This is a genomic window from Gabonia massiliensis (assembly GCF_001403595.1).
Lineage (GTDB): Bacteria > Bacteroidota > Bacteroidia > Bacteroidales > Coprobacteraceae > Coprobacter > Coprobacter secundus.
This window is the reverse complement of the sequence record NZ_LN877938.1, coordinates 408,861-433,324: the sequence shown is the minus strand read 5'-3', so window position 1 is coordinate 433,324 and position 24,464 is coordinate 408,861. Positions and strand designations below refer to the sequence as shown.

Below are 24,464 nucleotides of genomic sequence, written 5' to 3'. Positions count from 1 at the left end.
GCTTTTTTGGGGGGATTTCTGTGGTTTGTATTGTAGTTTTGAGTGAAACATTTGATTCGTTTGAAAAAGTGTAGTTAGTTGTATGTTATTCGCTCGAAAAAGTCCAATTTTGTTATTGGAAGAATAAATTATACGATGCTTAGAAGAAAGAGTGACGATGATGGAGAGGATATTTTTCAAGAAAGGCTTAAAGATAAATTGGAAGCCTTTGAAAAGAGTTCCTGACTAAAAAGAACTGCCCCCAAAAGTTTTGTGCCTAACTTTTGGGAGCAGTTCTTTTGTCGATATAGGACAGCTGTTGCAAGTATAATATTATTTGCGGGGCTGTGCGGTACCCGGTCTCTTTTCGGTTTTGAAATTTTTCTTCATTTCCCGTTTCCGGTCCTGCTTCCACAAGTCATAAGCTGCATTCTGTTCCGGAGTCAGCATTCCTTTCAGTTCGGCCTCTTTGTTTTGGTTCAGCTCTTGCATTTTCTTTCTCAGTTCTTGCATTTGCTCCATCAACATTTTGTTTTCTTTGTTGTACTTCAAGTTTAACTCATAGACTTTTTTCTTTTGAGTCTCGTTCAGCTGTAAGCGGGTTTTGAGCATTTCTGCTTGTTTCAGAGCCATTTGTTCGGGAGAGAATTCTTTTCTTTCTTTAGGTTTTTGGGCAAAAGCTACAGTAGAGAAACAGATGGTAACTAATAAAATACCGATTTTTGTCTTCATAATTTTCAAATTTAAATATTAAACATAAATAGGGGAAAGCTCCCTCTATAAAACATTTCTGTTTAATTAGATGTTTGGTGGCGTACGAAGTTAAATGCACATTTTCATTTTTTCGTTTATTAACTTTTGCTGGGAATGCTATAATTGCACCTTTTGCTTTTATATACCGCGAAAAAGTTGTACGTTTGTATACAAACTTATCCTTTCTCATGGACAAAGAGAAAATAGTAAAAACAGTAAAATCATATATCTCGGAAAATATTCCGCTCTCCGGTACAGACAAGATACTGGTCGGGGTGAGTGGCGGGGCCGATTCTGTATCCCTGTTAGATATTTTGTTGCAGTTGGGATACGATTGCATTGCATGTCATTGTAATTTTCAGTTAAGAGGAAACGAAGCAGTTCGCGACCGCAATTTTGCTTATGAAATGGCGCAGAAGTTAGGAGTGGCTTTTTATGAAACGGTTTTCGATACGAATAAGTACGCTGCCGAAAAGAAAGTTTCTATCGAAATGGCCTGCCGGGAGTTACGCTATGAATGGTTCGAAAAACTTCGGTGCGAACTCGAAGCCCGCTGGATTGCCGTAGCTCACCATCGGGACGACTCTGTGGAGACAATGTTGATGAATTTGATACGAGGTACGGGTATCACCGGATTGTGCGGCATACAACCGGTATATGGCAGAGTGATAAGGCCTCTGCTATCGCTCTCCCGCAAAGATATAGAAGACTATTTGGCATTCAGGCAACTGCCGTATGTGGTGGACAGTACCAATAGGGAAGATAATTACACCCGCAATAAAATACGGCTGCATGTGTTACCTCTGTTGCAGTCTGTCAATCCTGCTGTGCCGGAAACAATAGTACGTACGATGAACCATCTGAAGGAAGTAGCCACCGTCTATCGGCATTCCATTGCAGAACAAAAAAACAAAGTACTCATAAAAACGGGAGAAGAGACTTATATTAAAATCGAAGAGTTGCTGCAACAGCCCTCACCAAAGGCATTGTTATTCGAAATGGTCCGGGAATATGGCTTTCTTTCGTCACAGGTCGATGATATATGGGAATCACTGGAAGCTCATTCAGGGAAAGAATTTTTGTCGACCGATTATCGGTTGATAAAAGACCGGAATAGGATGATTCTTACCTCGAAAAAAAAAGAAGCTGATGTTTCCTTCGAAATAACAGAAAACATGTCGAGGATAAATGTACCGGTCGCACTGAAATTTGCTTTTATATCCAATGAGGAGCACTATGAAATTCCCCGCGACCGGAATATTGCCTGCTTTGATGCTGCAAAACTTAAGTTCCCATTGATTGTCCGGCATTGGAAAAAGGGTGACCGTTTCACACCTTTCGGAATGAAAGGAAGTAAAAAACTAAGTGATTATTTTAACGACCATAAATACTCAAGTATAGATAAGGAAAAAGCATGGTTGTTATGTTCAGGTGATGAAATAATTTGGTTAATGGGTGAGCGTATCAGTGAAAAAGTCCGGGTTAAATGTGAAACGAAGTTGATATTTCAAATTATTTGTGAAAAATAGTTAATAATTAAACTAAACGTTAACGCTTTTTGTTGTAATATCGAAAAAACAATCTACTTTTGTCGTGAATAAAAAACCTACAAGGTTCGTGTGTAAAAACACATTTTCTGACAATAAATCCAAACAAAAAACAAAATTTATTTTCTACACTTATGTCTTAAAGCAGAAGAGGTTCGTAGATAGATGAATATTATTTGAAAAATTTAATTATCACTAGCAATAGTATAAGCATTCATGTATAACATTGTGGAATTAAACGACAAGCTCTTGGCAGAGCTTAAGGTCATTGCAAAAGAAATGGGCTTGAAAAAAGTCGACGCCCTGAAAAAAGAAGACTTGATTTATAAAATTTTGGATCAGCAAGCCATAGACATTGCTGGCAAAAAAATGGCGGCAAAAGCTGAGGAGGCAGCTCCTAAAAAGAAAAAGACAACCCGGGCAGAGACTAAAAAAGCTCCTGAAAAAGAAGCGGCAGTCGGGCAACCGGTGCAGGACGTTGTTAAAGAAACGGCTGCTGAAGTAGTAGAAGAGGCAAAAGCTAAACCTGTAAAGAAAGCTCGCAGCAGTAAGTCCGTCCAAAAGGACAAAACCCTCGAAGCCTCGCCGGTACCTGTAGCTGATGAAGTACAGAATCCTGCCCAAGAACAGTCGGCGGTAGAAAAAAAAGCTGAGCCGACGAAAGTTAAAAAGACACATTTTGCTCATCCGGCATTGAAAGATCAGGTGGAACTGCAATTGCCTTTGAACGAAGAACCCGCCTCTGCCGACCTTGTAAAAAAAGAAGAAGCTCCCGCACAAGAACCTGCCGTAGAAGAAAAGAGTGAACCCGCTCGCCCTGTTATACAGAAAGTAAAGAAAACAATTATACGTAAAGTCGTTTCCGAACAGAAACCTGCAAATGCTCAGAACGCTGACCAGCAAACCGCGTCGGACCAATCGGCAACACCGGCTCAAAATAACGATTTCCAACCGCGTGAACGTAGACAATATGACTTGAATATCCCGACTCCGGGTACTTCACATTTGCAAACTTTCTTCCCCAGAAGCGAACGCCAGCGCTTTGTACCTCGCAATCAACAACAACGGTACAATAATAATAATAACAACAATAACAACCAGGCCAATACAAACGAACAGTCTGTTCCGGTTCAACAACCTCAAAACAATCAGGCGCAGGCTAATAATCAGAACAACAATGTTACCGTTGAACCTAAAGTGGTGGAGAAATCTTACGAATTCGAAGGAATACTTACCGGAAGCGGAGTTCTCGAAATGATGCCCGATGGTTACGGATTTTTACGTTCTTCCGATTACAATTACCTGACATCCCCTGATGATATATATGTTTCTCAATCCCAAATCAAACTCTTTGGTTTGAAGACCGGAGATGTTGTAGACGGCCCTATTAGACCGCCGAAAGAAGGAGAGAAATATTTCCCGTTGGTAAAAGTGGAGAAAATCAACGGACGCTCACCCGAATATGTACGTGACCGTGTCCCCTTTGACCATCTGACACCATTGTTCCCCGAAGAAAAGTTCGATTTGACTTCAGGGCGTTACGGAAACATTTCTACCCGTGTAGTAGATATGTTCTCTCCCATAGGTAAAGGTCAGCGGGGACTTATCGTAGCACAACCCAAAACCGGTAAAACGATGTTGTTGAAAGACATCGCGAATGCTATTTCGGAAAATCATCCCGAAGTTTTCATGATAATACTGCTTATCGACGAACGACCCGAGGAGGTGACCGATATGGCACGGAGTGTGAAAGCCGAGGTTATATCTTCTACTTTCGATGAGCCGGCCGAACGGCACGTAAAAGTAGCCAGCATTGTTCTCGAAAAAGCAAAACGTATGGTTGAGTGCGGGCACGATGTCGTGATATTGTTAGATTCCATCACACGTTTGGCTCGAGCTTATAATACAGTTTCTCCGGCATCGGGTAAGGTCTTGTCGGGAGGTGTCGATGCCAATGCATTGCACAAGCCCAAACGTTTTTTCGGTGCAGCACGTAATATCGAGAACGGAGGTAGTTTGACTATTATTGCAACAGCCCTTACCGATACAGGCTCTAAGATGGACGATGTGATTTTTGAAGAGTTCAAAGGTACCGGCAATATGGAGTTGCAGTTAGACCGTAAATTGTCCAATAAGCGTATTTTCCCGGCAGTAGATATTACAGCCTCCAGTACTCGTCGTGACGATTTGTTGCTCGACAAAGACACATTGAATAGGATGTGGATATTACGCAAATACCTCTCGGATATGAATTCTTTGGAAGCGATGGAATTTATTAAAGACAAGATGGAAAAGACCTCATCGAACCAAGAATTGCTGTTGTCTATGAACGACTAATTGGTAAATAAATATATGGGAAAGAGTCTGACCGTTAATCGGGTTCAGGCTCTTTTTTTATCTTATCTGGAGAAATGTATATAGCTTTCTTATTGATAATAAGATATTTGAATGAGCAACTTCCCCTCTTGAGAGGGGATTAAAGGGGTGTGTTATGATGAGATGCGTGACTTAAATAGGTCTGAGCGAGATGCTGCCAAAGGTTGTGAAATGTGACTTAGAACCGGAGTCAATTTTGAGGATTTGAAAGATAATAGCGGGTTATTTGACGAAGGAAAATACAAAGAAGGCCTGATAAAATCCCTTGTATCGGAAAATTAAAATGTAAAGAAGATTTCACGAAAATCGAGTACAATGTATATATAATTAATACTATATTTGTTCTTCAGAGCAACACCCCGTTTCAATTCTTTAAGGATGTTTTTTCAGTTTTTTGCAAAGAGAATACAATCTGTTTGACGAAAGAAAATGGAGAACTAACCGAACACTTTTATTAGATTTAAGCGGGTCCTAAGCATATAACAAGTCAATATAATTTATTATGAAACGTACGTGTACAATCCTTCTTTTTTTTCTTTTCTGCTTATGTGAAGCAAGTTTTGGATATGGCGTTGTCACAACCAGGAAATTGATGCTGGAAAATAAAGTCCGGCAATTGGATGAGCAGATAAACACGACAAAAGACGAAGCCTCGAAAAAGTCACTGGTTATACAAAGGGATGCGCTCCGGAAAGAGTTGGATAAAATCATTGCGGCAGAGGAAAAAGAAACCGCAAAGAGTACTTCCGATTTTTCGGAATTAGATGACTTTATGGCTCCCATAAAGATGTCGGCATCTCTTAAAGAAAAGTATAATGCCGATAAGGTAAGCTATCAGACCAAAGACGATTATTCTTGGTATGAAATTACAGTAGGAGAGAAGATGGGAGCATGTGGTTCCGATGGGAAAGAAATAATTGCTCCGAAATACAGTATGGTAACAGGAGAAGTGGCTGGCAATTGGTTATGTTTCGAGTGCACTGACCCTACTTATACAAAAAAATGCATTTATCGTGCAGACGGTAAAGTGATACTGCCCTGTGATGAATATGAATATGTATCCATTTCCGGTCCATACATAATAATAGAAAAAAAGTCTCCGGAGACCAAGACGAAAACGTGCAGTGTCCGCGATACCGACGGCAAGACAATCATATCGCCCGGTAAGTACGATTTTATCGGTTATCATAAAAAAGGAAACTATTTTTCAGTGCAAAAATTTGTCAATCATGTAGCCAAATGTGGAGTATGTGACACAAGCGGAAAAGAAATTATTCCATGCCTGTTTTATTGGGCCGGATATTCCTCAAAATATAAGCGTATCATGGTGGCAGAAGACAGTGAAAATGTAATGACCTATCAGGAATATCTGACCTCTCAAGAAGGTAATGGTTTAGCTTCCTCCTCCCGGTCGTCATCTGCTAAACCGTCGAAAAATACGCTGAAAAATGATGGGCAAATCGTGAAAAATTATATAAACCAGGGAAACAGCAGTGCGGCATTAGGATATTTGAAAGAAGTTTTGAAAAGTAATTACCCGTCCGATGCCGATACCCAGTTTGGATATGCCACGTTGATGCAGGATATAATTGTCGGATTGGGAAAAGAAGGTTTGGGAGCAGTTGCCTCTATGAATCTGGCCGCATCCATGTCAAATACCTTCAATACTAATGAAGCCAACACATTGCAAATACAATTGCTTGCACTCGCCGCATCCAAGGGGCATGAAGGTGCAAAACTTATGCTCCAGTTAAAATCAGCTATGGCAGGCAATGGAAATATCAATTACAATAACAATGCACCGATAAACAACGGTAATAATAGCGGCTCTTCTGTTACGCAGAACAGATGTAGTTTGTGTGGGGGCAAAGGTTGGATTGCCGGTTCCAAGACTCCTACATATGGCAATATGGGTACATATTGGTGTGACGAATGCCGTAGAGAAGTACCCCAATCGCATAGCCATGACCGCTGTCCCTCATGTGGAGGTAAGGGATATACACCGAGTATCAGATAGTTTTTTTGATTCGTATTTATTAGAAGGTAGAGAAGCTCTGTCTCGGACGGCAAATTATACCTGTTGATTTGCCGGGGCAGAGTCTTTCTTATCTTTGTTCTCTGCAATTTCCACCAGATATACACCGATACAAATCGCAAAGATAGCAATCATCTGTGTCCAGCTGAACCGGTCTTGCCCGATAGAAAGAGAGACTATCGTAGCTACGATAAGTATAAGATAACCGTAAATTGCCACGAGAGTAGTAGATAAATATTTGAGCCCTATCGGAATCAACATGTAGCTGACGACAGTAGGGAATATAAGTACAAACAACAGTATCCCGAGAGGCAGCCAATGTATAGGTTGGTCCAAGATAGGGGCGTCGAAACCGGTAATGACTGTGACTATCAAACTCGAAACGGCAGCTCCGGTAAATGTATATTTCAATAACGTAAATGTTCCGGACGACTTGAGCAGCCGGTTGCTTAAAACCAGATAAACAGCATATACCATAGAGCTGAGCAGGCATAGAAGGTTTCCCGTAAACGCGTCAGATGCCAAGTCATCGCTCTTTTGAGTGGAGATACAAAGCAGAGCACCCCCCAATCCTATCAGAATTCCGATAATCTTCATCTTGGTGATACGTTCCCCCAAAAAAAGAACCGCTATGGCAAAGACCCATATCGGCTGCAATGAAGAAAATATGGAACTCGAAACCGGAGTTGTCTTGCTGAGACCTGTAAGGTAGAAAAACATGAATCCATATATTCCCAATGCCCCCAGAAGGAACAATATGCCTTTTTCTTTACGGGTCGTATTTTCTTTAGGTACAAAGAAGCCGATTATCCAAAATGCGATAGCGGCAAAAGTACACCTTAGTGTAACCCCCGTTAGAGGACTTATCCATAAAGGTAACAGATATTTCAGCGCATTCATATTCAACCCGCTGAATGTTTTCGAAATGACCATGCAGATGTTGGCCTCGGTTTTCTTATTTTTCACAGTCTAAAAAATTTATTTTTTCATTAGAACAAATAAACTTCAGGCTTTGTTCCGTCATAGTATTCCCAAAAAACAGTACATGGCTATAATAAAAAAACGACCTGCTCACAATAACGTGACCAGGTCGTTTGGCTTTTATTATTGATGTAATTGTACTTTTAAGCAAAAGCCAATATCATGAGCTGGGCAGTCAGTACCCTTAAAAACATCGTCAGAGGATACACTGTCGAATAAGCTACGGCCGGAGCATCATTGCTGGCTACCTTATTGGCATATGCCAATGCGGGAGGGTCTGTATTGCTGCCGGCAATCAGTCCCATTAAAGTAAAATAATTGAGCTTGTAATGCCAGCGGCCGATGGTTCCGATAATCAACAGAGGTATGATTGTAATAAGAAATCCCCACAATACCCATAACAGACCGTCTCCATTCACTACCGTATCCACAAAACCGCCACCGGCAGTCAACCCTACACTGGCAAGGAAAAGGCAGATACCGATTTCACGTATCATGAGGCTGGCGCTGGTCGAGGTATAAGTGACCAGTTTGAATTTGTATCCGAAACGACCGATAAGAATAGCCACGACCAGAGGGCCGCCTGCCAATCCTAATTTCATGGATGAGGACATACCCGGTATGGCAAGAGGTATACTTCCTAAGACGATACCCAACAAGATACCTACGAACAAAGTAATCATATTAGGTTCGTTCAGACGTTTCATGGAGTTACCCAGTCTCTCGGCCAAGCGGTTGATGTCTTCAATCTTTCCTACTGCCGTCAACCGGTCACCTACCTGTAAAGTCAGATTAGGATTGGCAACAAGGTCTACACCGGCACGGTTGAGGCGGGTGACGTTTAGGCCGTAACCCATGCGCAAACGGAGCGAACCGATTTTGCGGCCGTTAAATTCCGGCTTGGTGACCAATATACGACGAGAAACGACCGGAGCGGGAATCGCTTTCCAGTCCATCTCTACCGGTTTCCCGATAAAAGCTTTCAAAGCATCTTCATCCTGTACCGACAAGACAGTCAGCAAGAGGTCTCCCTCTTCGATAACCGTATCCGATTTGGGGATGATAACCTCGTCATTCTTTTTCTTAATACGCGAAATGACAAAGTTACGTTCGATAATATGTGCCATATCCAGCACTGTACGGCCGAAAATAAGAGGATTTTCCACTTTATAAGTCACCAGATGAGGGGTGAGCAGACTTTCTTTATTTTCTTCCTCTATCTCTTTCGTTTCTTTATCCAGTTTTACCTTAAATAAAGCTCTGATTATCAACATAGAGCCAATGATGCCCACAACACCTAACGGATACGCGGCCGCATATCCCGAAGCGATTTCCGGTACGACATCCAACTTTCCGTCAAAATGTAATTGCGCCAATGTTTGTTGTGCAGCACCGAGTCCCGGTGTATTGGTTACCGCACCCGAAAGGATACCTACCAACATAGGCATTTCTATACGACCATTAGCTATAAGATAGATGGCAAATGCCACGACGATATTAAGCAACACGATGCCGGCTGCCAGCATATTCAGTCGCATACCTCCTTTTTTGAAAGACGAGAAAAATCCGGGTCCCACCTGTAAACCGATGGAATAAACGAAAAGAATAAGTCCGAACTCCTGCAAAAAGTGCATGATATTCTTCTCTCCGACAAATCCGAAATGCCCGGCGACAATACCGACAAATAACACAAATGTAACACCCAGGGAAATTCCAAAAAATTTTATTTTCCCCAAATATACCCCTAAAGCTATCACAAACGCGTATAGAAATACGGTATGCGCGACCGACTCAGTGGTAAACAGAAGATTTTCAATCCAAGTCATTTTTATATTATTGTATAAATTAAGTTCAGGTACACCTCTCGAAAATTTTATAATTTTCCGTCTCTACTATACTTGAAATCCGATAATTCACATACCTCTCTATGAAAAATTACCTTTGCATAACAGCGTGCAAAGGTAATTATATTTAATTAATAAGACAATATAATTAATAATGAATCTTTGACAATACCAATATTATTATAGTTTCCCTAAATCCTTTATGGCAAAAATAAGAGCAAATTACCGGTTGGGAACTCACTCCGGTCTGCCGAAGTTGAAAATAGGAGAGGGCACTCGGGCTTGGTCCAGAATTTTTTCGAGTTCTTTTACCTTTTGAGGATATTGTTCAGCCAGGTTATGGTCCTCATGTATATCATTGCTCAAGTCATATAACTCAATAACCGTCTTTCCGACGATAGGCTGTTTTATCAACTTCCAGTTATCTTTTCTGAGAGCCACCCTGCCGTTTTGCTCATGAAATTCCCAGTAGAGATAATCATGTTTTTTCTGCCCATCCTTTGACAATAGAGTAGGAAGAAATGATATACCATCTCCCGATTGAGGCAGTTTGGTACCAGTAAGTTCGGCCAGCGTCGGCATTACATCCCAGAAAGCCGAAATATGGTCGGTTCTGGTTTCCGGTTTTATCAGACCGGGACACCATGCAACCATCGGAACCCGGATACCCCCTTCATATACATCTCGTTTGAGGCCTTTAAGCGGACCGTAGCTTTTAAAATAATCGGGATTAGCCCCGCCCTCCTGATGAGGGCCGTTGTCACTGGTAAAGATAACGATTGTATTTTTATCGATACCCAGCTCTTTCAACTGAGTTATTACCTCCCCTACATACATGTCGAGACGGGTAACCATGGCTGCAAAGGAAGCATATGGCTTTTCCGAAGGATAATAACCTCTTTGGCCGTTGTACGGAATCTCTTCGAAGGCATTCTCATACATTCTATAAATGGAATCGTGAGGTAAGTTCAACTCGGCGTGAGGTAAAGTATATGTCAGCATGGCGAAAAAAGGCCTGTCCTTATTTTCTTGTATAAATTGTAATGCATGTGCATGGATAGAATCCTGTACATAGACCTTCCGTTCATTGTTCCTGTTCCCGTCAAATATGACTTTATTTTCATTGTGCCATAAATGGTCTTGATAATAACTGTGGGCCTGCCTCTGGCAGTTATACCCATAAAATTCGTCAAATCCCATTTTGTTGGGAGTCGACATAGAACCCGGATACCCCAATCCCCATTTACCGAAGATGCCAGTTGCATATCCTGCCGATTTCATAAGCCGGCCCAATGTATATGTCGTTGCCTCCATGGGCTGTTGTCCCTCAGGCTTTATCTCTTTATTACCTCGTATTTGTGAGTGTCCTGTATGCAATCCCGTCATAAGAGAACAACGGGACGGCGCACTTACCGTGCATCCGGCATAGTGCTGGGTAAACAACATACCCTCTTGTGCCATTCGGTCTATGTGGGGAGTCTTTATTTTATCTTGTCCATAACAGCCTATATCTCCGTAACCGAGGTCGTCGGCAAGAATATAAATGACATTGACCGGGTTTTCACGATGTTTCTCAGCTTTGAGAAGTGTAGCATTTGCGATTAAAGCACTACCGATAAAAAAAAATTCTTTCCGCATGATATTAAATACTGAATTATGAAGAGCCGGCTTAAACAGACTCTGAAGTTTTTCCGCCACGAATATAATCATTTTATGTGATAAACCCCTGAGTATTCCAAGAGTTTGTCTAAATTTTGACCGGGTCAGCATTGAGAGTTCTTTTCAAGAATATTTTTCTGAATTTAAAAAGATGATAGCAGGCCGTTTGGTAAATACGGACGAAAAAGACACCCTCAAAAGAAAGGACAAAAAGAACTTGGCAGAAGTTACTCTTATCGGAAAATTTAGACAGGGCCTTAGAAACAATGCAGCGAGAACATTTGTTATATAACTATGAGAATAAAGTCATTATAAAAAATACATCTATGAAAACAAAAAAAACTATACCGTTCCTTATGTTGGGTATTGGCTTGGCTATCTGTGTAGAACAATCTCAAGCTTGTACACGAGCCGTTTATTTGGGCCCGGATCATATGATAGTAACCGGACGAACCATGGATTGGAAAGAAGATCCCCAGTCAAACATATATATGTTTCCGAGAGGAATGCAAAAAAGAGGCGCAATAACGGAGAATACAATAAAATGGACCTCCAAGTACGGAAGCGTCGTGACTGCCGGATACGATATAGGAGTATGTGACGGAATGAACGAAAAAGGATTGGTTGCCAATTTGCTCTTTCTGACAGAATCTTCATATAAGAAAGAAAACGATAATCGCCCCATAATGGGACTGAGCATATGGACCCAGTATGTGCTGGATAATTTTTCCACAGTAGAAGAAACAGTTGCTGAATTAAAAAAAGAGCTGTTCAGAATCGATGCACCCGACCTGCCCAATGGTTACAAATCTACTTTGCACTTGTCCGTTTCCGATGCATCAGGGAATAGTGCGATTTTTGAATATATTGACGGCAATCTGATAATACATCAAGGTAAGGAATGTCAGGTGATGACCAATTCACCTACATATGACAAGCAACTGACGTTAAATGATTATTGGAAACAAATAGGAGGTATGGTGATGTTGCCGGGGACAAATCGCGCATCCGACCGTTTTGTCCGGGCATCGTTTTATATCAATGCCTTGCCGCTCACTCCGGACTTTCGCTTGGCAGTAGCCGGGGTATTTAGTGTAATGCGGAACGTTTCCGTCCCGTTGGGGATATCCGTCCCCGAACAGCCCAATATTGCCTCGACACGTTGGCGTACGGTATCAGACCAAAGAAACAAAGTCTATTATTTCGAATCTACATTAAGCCCCGATATATTTTGGGTCGATTTGAAAGATATGAATTTTGCTCCGGGCAGTCCGGTAAAAAAATTATCCTTGACACAAGGAGAAATCTATGCAGGAAATACGGCAAAAGACTTTAAAGACAGTAAATCCCTGACTTTTTTATTCGGAATTTAAGACTGGTTTGGAGAAATTTTTACACGACATACCCCGTTTCCCGAAAAAGGAGGCGGGGTATGTCGTGAGTAGAGCCGCTTAAAAATAGTAAATAGCCAGACCCAAGATTCGCAAGTTGGTAACGGCATGCGTATTGCCGACCCTTCCTGTCGACATATTTATATCGCCATAATAAGCCGTTGTACAATTCAGTTCGATACCGGCTTTCCAGTGAGGGAGAACGTATGCAAAATGCGCGGCACCGCATACCATCTGGTCTACATCCAGAGCACTCCCGTAACGACCGTTGTCGACGTTGGCAAGAGATTGTGACGTTCCCAGATTCTTGGCATATCCGCCATAAATGCCTACCTGGTATTTAGTCCCGTATACAGCATTTACCCATGTTGAAGAAGTCCTGTAAGGAGTATATTTACGGCTTCCGTTAGTGGGATCTTCCGAAGTTACACCATAACCACCGGGAACAGATAAGTGGCAAAGGTTTTTCCCATATACCGTTTTGGCTGCCAGTCGGTATTTAGATTCGGTATATTTTATCTGAGCGACAAACGAAGTCGTCGTAATGCGCTCATTTACCTTGAATGTCTTGGATACCTCTTCTCCTCCTACGTTTTGCGTTACGGTCGCTTCTGTACGAGGTTTTAGAGAAATCATTTCGACACCCACTCCGGCCAGAAATTTATTCTTATGAAAATCGATTCCCGCAAACAATTCCGGTATCATTCCGTTTTTCAAATATTCGGCATTTTTCCCTTTGGGACCGGTCGACTGGTATATCAATTGGTAAATAGCCGAGGCAGTTGCTGTAAAATATGTATGGTTATACCGATATCGCAATTGCGGGCTGCGGTTGAACGGCTGGAACGGAGCCCCGGTAGAAAGATTCAGCACAGTAGGCGATACCTCTCCGAAAAGCGGGTGCCATGTTTGCCCGATAAGCAATGAAGAATGAGACCAGGCCAGATTGATATACGCTTGTCGTATACGCAACATGGTAGTACTGGACGAGAAACCTCCAAAGTCAGTCTCTATTTTAGCCGAAGTTTCGGCACCCCATATCCGTGGGCCGGTGACATCTAAGCCCAGACGAGTACAGAATGTGTAGAATGAGCCGCTGGGCTTTGCATTCAAATCCTTTCCGTCCGCATCATAAACCGTATTTTTGGGAAAAAGATAAAAGTTGTCAGATACCGTAGTCTCATTATTCCGAGTATCATAGAATAAGTCGGCCCTTACAAAGCCATAAAAATTATACGTAAAATTTTTTCTTTGAGTAAACGCCGGAATACAAAATACCGCACTAAAAAAAAGCAATAACCCCCGTTTCATAATCATATATGGATGATAAAATGTCCTTTTATTTTTCGGCTGCAAAGGTAGACATAATTTTGCAGTATAAGCTTAGAGCTTATCCATATTTTATAGAAATATTTTTACAAAACGTGCTCTTTAGGCTTATAAATACCTCAAAAACCGATGGGTTGTACTATGTCTGTCTCAAATTAGCGATAAAGTTATTAGACAGCGGTGACCTCAAAAGAGACCCCGTATTGCTCAGATATGGAGAACACTGGATATTATGCAATAAATAACAATATACCAATCGGTTACGACTGCTTTTTATAAAACAAAATACCCCGTCTCTTTTACCAAGAATTTGGATAGATGATTTTGTGACAATCTTAAACGTGCACAAAATAAAAGATATTATCACTTGCTTTTTTATACATGCAGCTCCAGGACAAAACGACATCCCCGTGTATACGAAGTATCAAGAGTAAGGCTGCCATTCATCTTTACGGCGATTAGAGAACATATAGGCAAACCCAGCCCGTCGCCCTGAGTCAAATCCTTTATTTCGGCAAACGGTTTGAACAAATTTTCCTGACGTTCTGCAGGAATACCGGGGCCGTTATCCGTCACAATAAATTGATGTGTATGAGCACCTCTCTTTTTATAATCGAGCATTATTTTGCCCGATTGAGTATGTATTGCCGCATTTGCCAACAAGTGAGAAAGTATTTTTTCGAGTTGGACAGGGTTGGTCTTTACCTGCATATTTATGGCGTTTACCATAACCGAAACACCCGGTTGTACTTTATCTCTTACACTGTTCATTACCGATTCGCAAAAGCGGTTGGCATTTATCATTTCCATTTCGTAAATATCGGATAATGAATTTTCCAGTGATGAGAGCTCCTGTATATCATCACTGAATTTTTTCAAGGCATTTATCTGTCTCTGCATTTGTATCGATTGAGTTTCGGCAATATCCGACAATGACTCTGCACTCGCCGACAAGCTATCCAGTGTAGGGCCCATCTGAGCAGAAATATTTTGGATAAATTTTGTTTTCAATTCATTATGGTCATTGGCTATAGAGATGTTCTTTTTGAGCTTTTTGTTGCTCAGAACAAATCGCAATAAAACAAAAATGATGACAACCAATGCGGCCGAAAGAATGGCAATGACAGTACATAGCCCGATAATTGTATATTGCCGGTTTTTGAGCGAACTATCTTTTTCTTGTATGGTCTCTAAACTCTTGTCATATTTTTGTTTGAGAACATTCAGTTCATCCTGAGCCGTAAGTATTTTTACCGAATCGGCCCATACCATAAAATTCCGGTACGTACGGTCCATAAAAGAGACATTGTTAGCCTTTCGGGCAATAGATATCAGATTTCTGTAGCAATCATTTATTTTTTCGTACTCTTTTTGAGACTTGTACTCAGAAATAAGCTGTTTAAAATAAGTATCCCCCTGGGTATTTTGCCCGAATGTATAATAATAATTAGCTTTAGCGTACAGCAGAGCTCTATTTAATTCAGAGCTTTGTGAAGCTTGGGCAATCTCTTCCAGCCTATCCAGTTGCACCTTGGCTTGAGCTGCGTTCTTAAGAGATATATACATCAGGAAACGTTCTTTAGTGACCAGAAATTTCAAATCAGGAAACGCCTTATTCTGTTTTTGCTCACCCTCCCGGATACGTTGGTCCATGTCCCGGCACAAATCAAAAGCCTCTTTATATAAATTCTCACGTGTAAATAACGAGTTAGCTTTGATTCCGCATTCGATGGCCTTCGTATAGTTCCCCTGATTGGCAAAAGCCCCGTAAGCCAGTTTGAACAAATAACGAGCTTTGATATATTCCTTTTGGCTTAAGCTGCTTTCAGCCTGTTTTACCCATTCATTGGCATTATTTGCTGTATTTTGGCTATATGAGATAGTGCATATATATAGAAAAACCGAGAATATAAAAAACTGTATTTTCATAACAAAGAAATTTTAACTGTAACAAAGTTAATATTTATTTGCAATGATAATTATCTTATATCGGCAATTTTTCAGAAGAAAAATCTTTCATCATCCCAGAGTAAACTCCTTGAAAATTTAAATGATGTTAAACGAAGAAATTTTATGCTATGAAATTATGTTTTATAACATAAAACCGCTTATATTTGCATTGTGTTTTTCATGGTATTAGATTTAAGGTTAACGAAGATTGGTTGTCGTGAGACAACCTTTTCTTTTTTATATACTCTCCTTATTGTATAGAATTGATGAACATTTCATACACTGTTATATAATAAAGAGAAATGTCTTTGCTCTTAGGACCCATCCAAATTTTGTACAAGTCAGTTTAGTGAGTTTTTTCGAGGATATTTTTTATGAGGAGAATAATAGGCTATCTGATAAATAAAAAAAGACCGGATAATATTTTTATTCTAAGATTAGACGATGAACTGTAATGTACGTCTAAAATTAAAGTGGCATAGAATATTTGACTATGATACACTTTGAGCAAATCCACAAAATTATCATAATGGTTCTTCGTCGCACGAGTTAAAAAGTACTGATTAGGAGAGTGGTAAGAGGAAGTTGGTTTCGATAATGGGAACGTCCGTATCTGGAAAGTCCACATTATTGAATATATTGGTATCTTGGATGATTATGATTCGGGTAATTATTATTTGAATGATGGACTTGTCAAAAATTTGTCAGAGGCTAAAACTGCTGAATACTGTATTCAATCATTTAATATCTTTTAAAATGCAATGGAGAATGTCGTTCTTCCTTTATATTATCGATGTGTGTCGTGTAGAAAAATATTCCCATTCGTTTCTTTATCGTTTAGAAATTAAATAAACGTTTTAGCATATTAATAGTTTAATATGCAATTTTTTACGAAAAAAATTGGTTTTATAAAAAAAAATTTTCATATTTGCGATGTATTGCTTGACTTGAATAGAATATCATGAATGTCACGATTAAAGATATTGCCTCATATACAGGACTTTCCATTTCTACTGTATCCATTGTTTTGAATGGGAAAGCTTCAAAAAATCGTATTAGTGAAGAAACTGCGATTAGGGTGAGAGAAGCAAAAGAAAAATTGCAATATAAGCCGAATTTGTTGGCAAGTAGCCTTAGACGAGGATTTACTAATATCATAGGAATGGTCATATCTGATATATCTAATCCCTTTTTCATGAAAGTGGCTCGAGTTATAGAACAAGAAGTTGCCGGTTATGGATATCGTGTTATGGTTGTAGGTTCTGATGAAAATGATGAAAAATGTATTCAGATGATCGACAGTTTTTTAAATTTTAAAGTGGATGGTATGATTCTTGCCGTTAGTGAAGGTGTAAAGGAGAAGATAAAACATCTGATAGAACAACAGATTCCTTTTGTTTTATTAGACCGTTACTTTAAAAAGGTTAGTGCCAATATGGTGGTCATGGATAATTACAGGTCATCATACGAGGCCGTAGACCATCTTATAAAACGGGGACATAGGAAGATTGCAACATTTAGATATGAAACCAATATGCAGCATATGTTGGACCGGTTTGATGGCTATAAAGCTGCTTTGAAAGACAATGGAATACGATATAGTAAAAGACTTACACCCTTGATCCCATTTTCAGGAATAGATAAGACTGTTGTAAAAGAAAATATAAAATATTTAATCGAAACAATCCAGGCCGATGCCATTTTTTTTCAGACCAATCAAACGGCAATCCCCGGCATGCAAGCTATTTTTGATTTGGGATATGATATTCCTGGGCAAGTGAGCGTTGTTTGTTTTCATGATAACGAATTTTTTAGCTTGTTAAAACCTTCTATTACAGTATTATGTCAACCGATAGAGGAGATGGGCAAAGAATGTGCTCATATTCTATTGCAAAATATGAGAGAAGAAGTTCAAAAGTCAGTAAAACAAGTTTATTTGACATCAAAATTGATTGTTCGAGAAAGCTCATAATTTTTTTTGATTTTGCTAAAACGTTTATTCTATTTAATACTCTGATTATAATACATATATATATAATGCTATGATAAAAAAAATAAATTATTGGCTATCGCATAAGGTTATTAGTGTAATGGCGCTAATTGTTATGACAGGGATACCGAAAGAGATTTGGGCTCAGTCTGAAACCCGAAGTGTTTCGGGGATTGTACAAGATAATTCAGGAACACCGATTATTGGGGCCAACATTTCGGTAAAAGGAACAACAGCAGGAACAATTACCGATGAGAATGGAAAATTTTCGATAAAAGCTTCTGAAAAATCTACTATTATTATCTCTTATTTGGGTTATGAAACTATAAATCTTGCCGTTGGAACACAAAAACATTTTATCGTAACTTTACGGGAAAAAACCGAAAATCTTGATGAAGTTATTGTTACAGGGTACTCTAATATCCGACGTGGAGATTTGACCGGAGCTATAGGATCGGTTCGTGTAGAAGATATGCAGAAAGCTCCTGTGGCCTCTTTTGATCAGGCTTTGGCTGGAAGGGTTGCCGGAGTGCAGGTATCTACTCCGGACGGACAACCGGGAGCAGCATCGAATATAGTTATCAGAGGTGTCGGATCTCTTACTCAATCAGTGGCTCCTGTGTATGTTGTAGACGGATTTGTTTTTGACGATTTTGATCCGGCGTCTATTAGCCCTCAAGATATTGTGTCGATCAATGTCTTAAAAGATGCTTCTTCTACAGCATTATATGGAGCAAGAGGGGCAAATGGGGTTATTGTGATAACAACCAAAGCCGGGAAAATAGGTAAACCTACAATAAATTACAATGCCACGTTCGGGCTTAATGTTACAACAAAGCGTATGGAATTGATGGATTCTTATGAGTTCGTTAAATTGCAAGTAGAACGATTCCCTGAATCTGCACGATATGCTTTTTTCCCTGATTTGGCTCCAAACGAACCTATGGATCCGGAGGTATATCGTAATGCCCCCACTATAGATTGGCAAGATAAGATTTTGCGCTCGGGATTTAATCATACTCATAATGTTTCGATAAATGGAGGAACGGCTAATTCTAAATATTTTGCATCACTTTCTTATTTTAAGCAAGAAGGAATTATTATACATACTCAATATAATAAGTTGCAGGGACGTATGGTACTTGACCAGGCAATCAATAAAAAGGTGAATTTGAAACTTAGTGCTATGTACACGCAAGACCATTCTTCTGGAATTGTTCCTACAGATGCTTCTCTTAATAGTACGGCAAGTAGCTCGCTGTTTTTTAGCGCTTATGGATATAGACCTACAGCCGGACTTAATCCTCAAGCAAATTGGGAATTGGAAAATAGTGTTATAGATGATAATCCTAATATTAACTTGGGTACCGATTATAGGTTAAATCCCAAAATAATGGCTGAAAATGAAGAAAAGAATACGATCACTTCCATTTTTGTACCATCGATGACATTGTCAATTAATTTCAATAAGAATTGGTCATTGTTGCTTAGAGGAGGAGCTGATGTTCGGGTAAGAGAATATAATTATTTTTATAATACTAAAACCCGTATCGGTATAGAACGCCCCGGTATTATTTATGCAGGAGTACAAGGAGGTGTAAATTTCAATAAATATCGTATGTGGAATAATGAAAATATTCTTACTTATAAAAAAACATTTAACTCAAAACATAAATTGGAAGCTCAGTTGGGAATGAGTGTTCAAGGAATAAACACGAGTGCTCATGGACTTAAATATCAAGAAATACCTTATGAAGAGTTGGGATTAAGTGGTATAGATTTGGGTGTACCGGTTCCCTCATCTTCTGTGTTAAGTGAATCGAAATCAGCATCTTATTTTGGTCGGGTCAATTATAACCTACTTTCTCGATATTTATTTACGGCCACATTCAGAGCTGATGGATCTTCTAAATTTGCTAAAGGAAATCGTTGGGGATATTTCCCATCGGCAGCATTTGCTTGGCGCATCAGTGATGAACCCTTTTTGAAGAGAGCAAAATTTATTGATGATGCAAAAATTAGGGCAAGTTATGGATTGTCCGGAAACAATCGGGTAGGAGATTTTAGCTATTTTGCTTCTGTTTCTTCTCCATATGAGGGATATTATTCTTTTGAGAATGAGACTCCGAAAAGAGGTGCGAACCGGACTTCTTTAGGAAATCGGGATTTGAAGTGGGAAACCTCTATTCAGACCGATTTGGGATTGGATTTGATGTTGTTCAAAGGACGACTCAATTTTACACTTGATCTGTATAGAAGAAAAACTGTCGATCTTTTAATGAATGCTGATCTCCCGGCTGTTAGTGGATTTGCATCGGCATACAAAAATATTGGATCTATACGTAACGATGGCTTGGAACTTTCTCTCTCGACAACCAATATTTTGACTAAAGATTTTAGTTGGACCACTGATTTTAATATAAGTTTTAATCGTAATGAAGTGTTGGCATTAAACGGAGAAGAACCATATCGGTATAGTGACGTAAATTGGGATGCTAATTATAATAAAACGCCTTTATATAGAACTGCTGTTGGAGAACCGATTACCCAATTTTGGGGTATTATATGGGACGGAATTTATCAATATAGTGATTTCGATAAAGTTGGAGATAAATATGTATTGAAAGAAAATATTGCGGCAAACGGAAATCCTCGGGAAAAGATACAGCCCGGAGACATTAAATATAAAGATATTACAGGGGATTTAAATATTACAAGTGAAGATAGGACAGTTATAGGTAATCCTATACCGAAACATACTGGTGGATTTGGTAATAATTTTAAATATAAAAATTTCTCTTTAAATATATTTTTCCAATGGTCTTATGGCAATGATATATTCAACGCTAATCGTCTTTTCTTTGAAGGAGGATATAATATAAGACCTTTACAGAACCAATTTGCTTCATATGAAAACAGATGGACTCCGGAAAATCAAACTAACAAAATGTTCCGTGCCGGTAAGGGTGGGTCTGAATCAGGTGCAGGACCTAATGGCATTTACTCATCTATGTATATTGAAGACGGATCGTATTTGCGGTTAAAAACTGTATCGTTAGATTATAAGATTCCATATTCAAAGATTAAGAAAATCTATTTGAAAGGTCTCACTGTCGGGGTATCGGCACAAAATTTATTTACTTGGAGCAAATATTCGGGTCTTGACCCTGAGGTGTCGGTGCGTAATACTTTACTTACTCCCGGATTTGATTATTCGTCTTATCCAAGGGCCATGACTTTTGTTTTAAATCTGAAATTAACGTTATAAAAAACATTACCCATGAAAAAGATATATAAATATATAAAAATATTCTTTGTCTCTATATCCGCTTTGTTTTGGGGATCATGTGAAGACTTTTTAGAGACATATCCTAAGGATTTTTTGAGTCCGGAAACTTTTTATGAAACAGAAGACCAGCTTGATGCAGCTTTACGTTCGGTGTATCAAATTCTCGCTTCTTATTCTTTATATGGAGACAGAATGCAATCGGAGCTTGCTTTACAAGCCGATGAAGGATTCAACTACAATGCTTCACCTATGGGAAATGTGCGCCATTATAACGTGTCAGCAAGTGATAAAGATATTTATAATTTTTGGCAAACATTGTATAAAGGTATTGATATGGCGAATGTATTGCTTGAAAATATTCATCGGCCAAAGGATATGGATGAGAAACGTAGGAATGAAATTAAAGGAGAAACATTATTTCTGCGAGGGTATTTCTATTTTCTATTGGTCCAGCATTTTGGCGAGATTCCTTTGAAATTAGAATCCAGTAAGACTGCAGACGATGGTTATGAACTCCAATCTCCTATTGCGGATGTATATGCTCAGATTAGAGAAGATTTGATTAATGCAGAGGCTTTGGTGAGCCCAATTGATGAAGTAGGTTATGGAGGACGTGTAAGTAAATCGGCTGTACAGGGCATTTTGGCCCGGGTTTCATTGTTTATGGCCGGTCATCCGTTGCAGGATCAGAGCAAATGGAAAGAGGCTAAATTATGGGCTCAAAAAGTAATAGATAGCCATCTTCACGAGCTGAATCCGGATTATGAACAGGTGTTTAGAAATTATGCACAAGATAAATATGATTATAAAGAGAGCATTTTTGAAGTGGAATTTTATGGGAACAATGAGCCTCCTTATACAAGTGGAGGAAAAGTCGGTCTCAATGTAGGAGGACCTTTATATCATAAGGACCAATCTGCGACATATGGAGTTTCGTATGGTTGGGTATATGGGGTTGCTTGGTTACATAATTCTTATACTGAAGGGGATGTCCGTCGAGATAGAAACATAGCAAATTATGCATTTAATACAAAGACCGGAGAACTTATCGATAGAAGTAATATTACTCCATACGGACGGGCTGCCCGTAAGTGGGATCGTAGGGACGAGTCGGCAACCAGTAGGGTACGTGTTTTCAGTCCACAGAATTTCCCGATACTTCGTTATTCTGATGTTTTATTGATGTTTGCCGAAGCAAATAATGAAATCGGAGGAAATGAAGATTCCACGTTGATGTGTTTGAACATGGTTCGTCGAAGAGGAATGAGCATACCGGTAGATCAAGATGATGCATTTGTAGATATCCCTAAAGGAAAGTCGCAAGAGGAGTTACGACAAGAAATTAGAGATGAACGACCTCGGGAATTATGTTATGAAGCTCTTCGAAAAGGAGATATTGTACGTTGGGGAATTTTTACCGAACGTATGGCTTTTACAGCCGAAGAGATGTCGCGTGCTCCGGGCTGGGGAACAAATGCCCGCAGAGCGTATTTTACAAATGCCTCAGCGAGAGATACGCTTTGGCCTATTCCGGAAAAAGAACGAGGATTTAACAAAAATCTGAAACAAAATAATGGATGGTAACTCAAAAAAATATAAAAAAATGAATAGGAAAAATTTGATAATCATTGCTTTATTACTGGTGAGCCTTGTGAGTGTGAAGGCTCAGGAAATTATCGCTCAATGGCCTATGGGAGATACTCCCGGCCAACAGGTAATTTCAGATACTCAGAAAAAATTTAATTTGACCCAATATGTCGCATTTACAAATGGGTGTTATTCGGGCTGGGCTCAAAGTTATTGGAAAACCTTTGACGAATGGAATTCACCTTGGTCGTTAGAAGGTGTCTTTAAGACAAATGGAGAGGCAAACAGTGTTATGGTACTTGCCGGTACCCGGTCAAAAAAATCGGCTTATTCTGGTTGGGATGTAACCATGCTACGAAATGGAGTAATGCGTTTTTATGTATCTGACAGCTATGGGAAAAGCAAACAATTGTTAAGTGCTACTCGTGAATTTGACGATGGTCAAGAACATCGTTTTAAAGTGTCTTGGAATCCTCAAGGAAATCAAATGGAGTTGATTATCGACAAATACCGATATACAACGACTTATGACAATAAAATGGATCAACAATCGGGCCGCATATTTTACATAGGAGCACAACCCTTGCTTGATAATGCCAAAACCGTTCCTTTTAAAGGTGAGCTAAAGAATTTTGTTTATAAGGGAAAGCTGCAAAAGAATGATCTCGTACAATCTTTAGAGACTTTAGATAAAGAATTGGCTTTGAAAAAAGAGGTAGACAATTCCACTTTATGGGTAGATGCCAAAGATTTGACTATTGAAGGTATCGGTTGGAAAGAGGGTATAGAGGATTATACCCGTATTCCTGAGAAATATAGAGATGGTGTAGGCTCTAAGATATGGGCTCTAAGTAGACATTCTGCAGGAGTATCTGTCCGCTTTACTGTTAGTGGAACTGCATTTATCAATGCCGATTGGAATTTGAGAGGTAATGGGTATATGGCACACATGACACCTCAAGGGGTAAATGGCCTTGATTTATATGTGAAACTGGATGGCAAATGGGTATGGGCCGGTGTCGGTAAACCTACTAAAGATGGATTGCAACAAGTTAACTCTCTTAAGGGTGGCTTTTCTCAAGCTAAAACGTATGAATGTATGGTATATCTGCCGTTGTATTCGGGGATAACATCTTTAAAATTAGGATTCTCTCCAGGTGCAAAAGTAGAAGCAGCTCAACCTTCGGTAAAAAAACCGTTGGTATTTTATGGTACTTCTATTACTCATGGATGCAGTGCTTCCCGTGCGGGAATGGCATTTACATCAATACTTGGCAGACGATTCGATATTCCGGTCGTTAATCTTGGATTTTCCGGGAATGGCCTGATGGACTCTGTCTTTGTAGATATTTTAAGCGAGATAGATGCTTCGGTATATGTGATTGACTGTCTTGCCAATATGGCTATATTCTCCTCTACGGAAATTACTAATCGCACGCTCTATTTAACAAGGGAATTGCATAAAAAGAGACCTGATGTCCCTATTGTTCTTATAGAAGACAGAACTCATGCATATGCTAATCTTTCAGGAGTTCCGGTTGTTAACGAACGTCGTATTGCGATGAAAAAAGCGTATGATATTTTAGTTAAAGAGATTCCCAATCTTTACTACATAGAAGGCGAATCTCTGTTAGGAGAAGATACTGAAGCTACGGTCGATGGATCGCATCCTTCAGATTTGGGTATGTACCGTTATGCTGTTGCAGTAGAACCTACTATTGCCAAAGCTTTATGTTGTAACCGTAAATAAGAGT

General features: G+C 39.6%; 14 protein-coding genes and 1 pseudogene. 9 read left to right on the top strand and 6 right to left on the bottom strand.

What is annotated here, in order from left to right; genetic code table 11:
- Positions 1-312 precede the first annotated feature (312 nt).
- Positions 313-711 carry a hypothetical protein gene (locus BN2628_RS03945; RefSeq protein WP_055096090.1) on the bottom strand — a complete coding sequence of 133 codons (399 nt, stop codon included), beginning with the start codon at positions 709-711 and terminating at the stop codon, positions 313-315.
- Between the two features lie 209 nt (positions 712-920).
- On the opposite strand from BN2628_RS03945, the gene tilS reads away from it, so the two are divergent.
- From tilS to BN2628_RS03930, 3 genes are all read left to right on the top strand, one after another.
- Positions 921-2,261, top strand: coding sequence for a tRNA lysidine(34) synthetase TilS (gene tilS, locus BN2628_RS03940; RefSeq protein WP_055096088.1), 1,341 nt, complete (start codon positions 921-923; stop codon positions 2,259-2,261).
- Positions 2,262-2,495: 234 nt separating this feature from the next.
- Positions 2,496-4,616, top strand: a complete 2,121-nt coding sequence (gene rho / locus BN2628_RS03935) for a transcription termination factor Rho (RefSeq protein WP_055096085.1) — start codon at positions 2,496-2,498, stop codon at positions 4,614-4,616.
- A gap of 541 nt (positions 4,617-5,157) precedes the next feature.
- On the top strand, positions 5,158-6,672 hold the full coding sequence (locus tag BN2628_RS03930; protein ID WP_154668392.1) for a WG repeat-containing protein: 1,515 nt from the start codon (positions 5,158-5,160) through the stop codon (positions 6,670-6,672).
- A gap of 54 nt (positions 6,673-6,726) precedes the next feature.
- Here BN2628_RS03930 and BN2628_RS03925 read toward each other — a convergent pair whose 3' ends face one another.
- From BN2628_RS03925 to BN2628_RS03915, 3 genes are all read right to left on the bottom strand, one after another.
- Positions 6,727-7,656 (bottom strand): DMT family transporter, encoded by a 930-nt coding sequence (locus BN2628_RS03925; RefSeq protein ID WP_044229908.1) that lies wholly within the window; start codon positions 7,654-7,656, stop codon positions 6,727-6,729.
- 158 nt (positions 7,657-7,814) lie between these two features.
- A complete protein-coding gene (locus tag BN2628_RS03920) occupies positions 7,815-9,497 on the bottom strand; it encodes a putative transporter (RefSeq protein ID WP_044229905.1) in 1,683 nt (560 codons plus the stop codon).
- Positions 9,498-9,752: 255 nt separating this feature from the next.
- On the bottom strand, positions 9,753-11,153 hold the full coding sequence (locus BN2628_RS03915; protein WP_082430136.1) for an arylsulfatase: 1,401 nt from the start codon (positions 11,151-11,153) through the stop codon (positions 9,753-9,755).
- 347 nt (positions 11,154-11,500) lie between these two features.
- Here BN2628_RS03915 and BN2628_RS03910 point away from each other — a divergent pair, with 347 nt between their 5' ends.
- Positions 11,501-12,547, top strand: coding sequence for a linear amide C-N hydrolase (locus BN2628_RS03910; protein ID WP_055096306.1), 1,047 nt, complete (start codon positions 11,501-11,503; stop codon positions 12,545-12,547).
- Between the two features lie 78 nt (positions 12,548-12,625).
- Here the strand turns inward: BN2628_RS03910 and BN2628_RS03905 are convergent, their stop codons facing one another.
- Both BN2628_RS03905 and BN2628_RS03895 read right to left on the bottom strand, forming a co-directional pair.
- Positions 12,626-13,876: a hypothetical protein gene (locus BN2628_RS03905; RefSeq protein ID WP_055096304.1), complete on the bottom strand. Its 1,251-nt coding sequence runs from the start codon at positions 13,874-13,876 to the stop codon at positions 12,626-12,628.
- A gap of 393 nt (positions 13,877-14,269) precedes the next feature.
- Positions 14,270-15,823: a sensor histidine kinase gene (locus tag BN2628_RS03895; protein ID WP_055096082.1), complete on the bottom strand. Its 1,554-nt coding sequence runs from the start codon at positions 15,821-15,823 to the stop codon at positions 14,270-14,272.
- 514 nt (positions 15,824-16,337) lie between these two features.
- Here BN2628_RS03895 and BN2628_RS17720 point away from each other — a divergent pair.
- From BN2628_RS17720 to BN2628_RS03875, 5 genes and pseudogenes are all read left to right on the top strand, one after another.
- Positions 16,338-16,596, top strand: a pseudogene (locus BN2628_RS17720) (ABC transporter ATP-binding protein); the annotation flags it as partial.
- 209 nt (positions 16,597-16,805) lie between these two features.
- The gene (locus BN2628_RS03890; RefSeq protein ID WP_044229897.1) at positions 16,806-17,816 is read left to right on the top strand and encodes a LacI family DNA-binding transcriptional regulator; all 1,011 of its coding nucleotides are present in this window, start codon (positions 16,806-16,808) and stop codon (positions 17,814-17,816) included.
- 70 nt (positions 17,817-17,886) lie between these two features.
- Positions 17,887-21,102, top strand: a complete 3,216-nt coding sequence (locus BN2628_RS03885; protein ID WP_074023934.1) for a SusC/RagA family TonB-linked outer membrane protein — start codon at positions 17,887-17,889, stop codon at positions 21,100-21,102.
- Between the two features lie 12 nt (positions 21,103-21,114).
- Complete coding sequence (locus BN2628_RS03880) at positions 21,115-22,707, top strand: RagB/SusD family nutrient uptake outer membrane protein (protein ID WP_044229893.1); 1,593 nt, start codon at positions 21,115-21,117, stop codon at positions 22,705-22,707.
- 19 nt (positions 22,708-22,726) lie between these two features.
- Positions 22,727-24,460, top strand: coding sequence for an SGNH/GDSL hydrolase family protein (locus BN2628_RS03875; protein ID WP_257606383.1), 1,734 nt, complete (start codon positions 22,727-22,729; stop codon positions 24,458-24,460).
- Positions 24,461-24,464 lie beyond the last annotated feature (4 nt).

What these genes read in the sequence shown, in the direction of transcription:
- BN2628_RS03895 (WP_055096082.1), bottom strand. Translation starts at nt 15,823, where the DNA reads ATGAAAATACAGTTTTTTATATTCTCGGTTTTTCTATATATATGCACT.
- BN2628_RS03885 (WP_074023934.1), top strand. Translation starts at nt 17,887, where the DNA reads ATGATAAAAAAAATAAATTATTGGCTATCGCATAAGGTTATTAGTGTA.
- tilS (WP_055096088.1), top strand. Translation starts at nt 921, where the DNA reads ATGGACAAAGAGAAAATAGTAAAAACAGTAAAATCATATATCTCGGAA.
- BN2628_RS03945 (WP_055096090.1), bottom strand. Translation starts at nt 711, where the DNA reads ATGAAGACAAAAATCGGTATTTTATTAGTTACCATCTGTTTCTCTACT.
- BN2628_RS03910 (WP_055096306.1), top strand. Translation starts at nt 11,501, where the DNA reads ATGAAAACAAAAAAAACTATACCGTTCCTTATGTTGGGTATTGGCTTG.
- BN2628_RS03875 (WP_257606383.1), top strand. Translation starts at nt 22,727, where the DNA reads ATGAATAGGAAAAATTTGATAATCATTGCTTTATTACTGGTGAGCCTT.
- rho (WP_055096085.1), top strand. Translation starts at nt 2,496, where the DNA reads ATGTATAACATTGTGGAATTAAACGACAAGCTCTTGGCAGAGCTTAAG.
- BN2628_RS03905 (WP_055096304.1), bottom strand. Translation starts at nt 13,876, where the DNA reads ATGAAACGGGGGTTATTGCTTTTTTTTAGTGCGGTATTTTGTATTCCG.
- BN2628_RS03890 (WP_044229897.1), top strand. Translation starts at nt 16,806, where the DNA reads ATGAATGTCACGATTAAAGATATTGCCTCATATACAGGACTTTCCATT.
- BN2628_RS03930 (WP_154668392.1), top strand. Translation starts at nt 5,158, where the DNA reads ATGAAACGTACGTGTACAATCCTTCTTTTTTTTCTTTTCTGCTTATGT.
- BN2628_RS03915 (WP_082430136.1), bottom strand. Translation starts at nt 11,153, where the DNA reads ATGCGGAAAGAATTTTTTTTTATCGGTAGTGCTTTAATCGCAAATGCT.
- BN2628_RS03920 (WP_044229905.1), bottom strand. Translation starts at nt 9,497, where the DNA reads ATGACTTGGATTGAAAATCTTCTGTTTACCACTGAGTCGGTCGCGCAT.
- BN2628_RS03880 (WP_044229893.1), top strand. Translation starts at nt 21,115, where the DNA reads ATGAAAAAGATATATAAATATATAAAAATATTCTTTGTCTCTATATCC.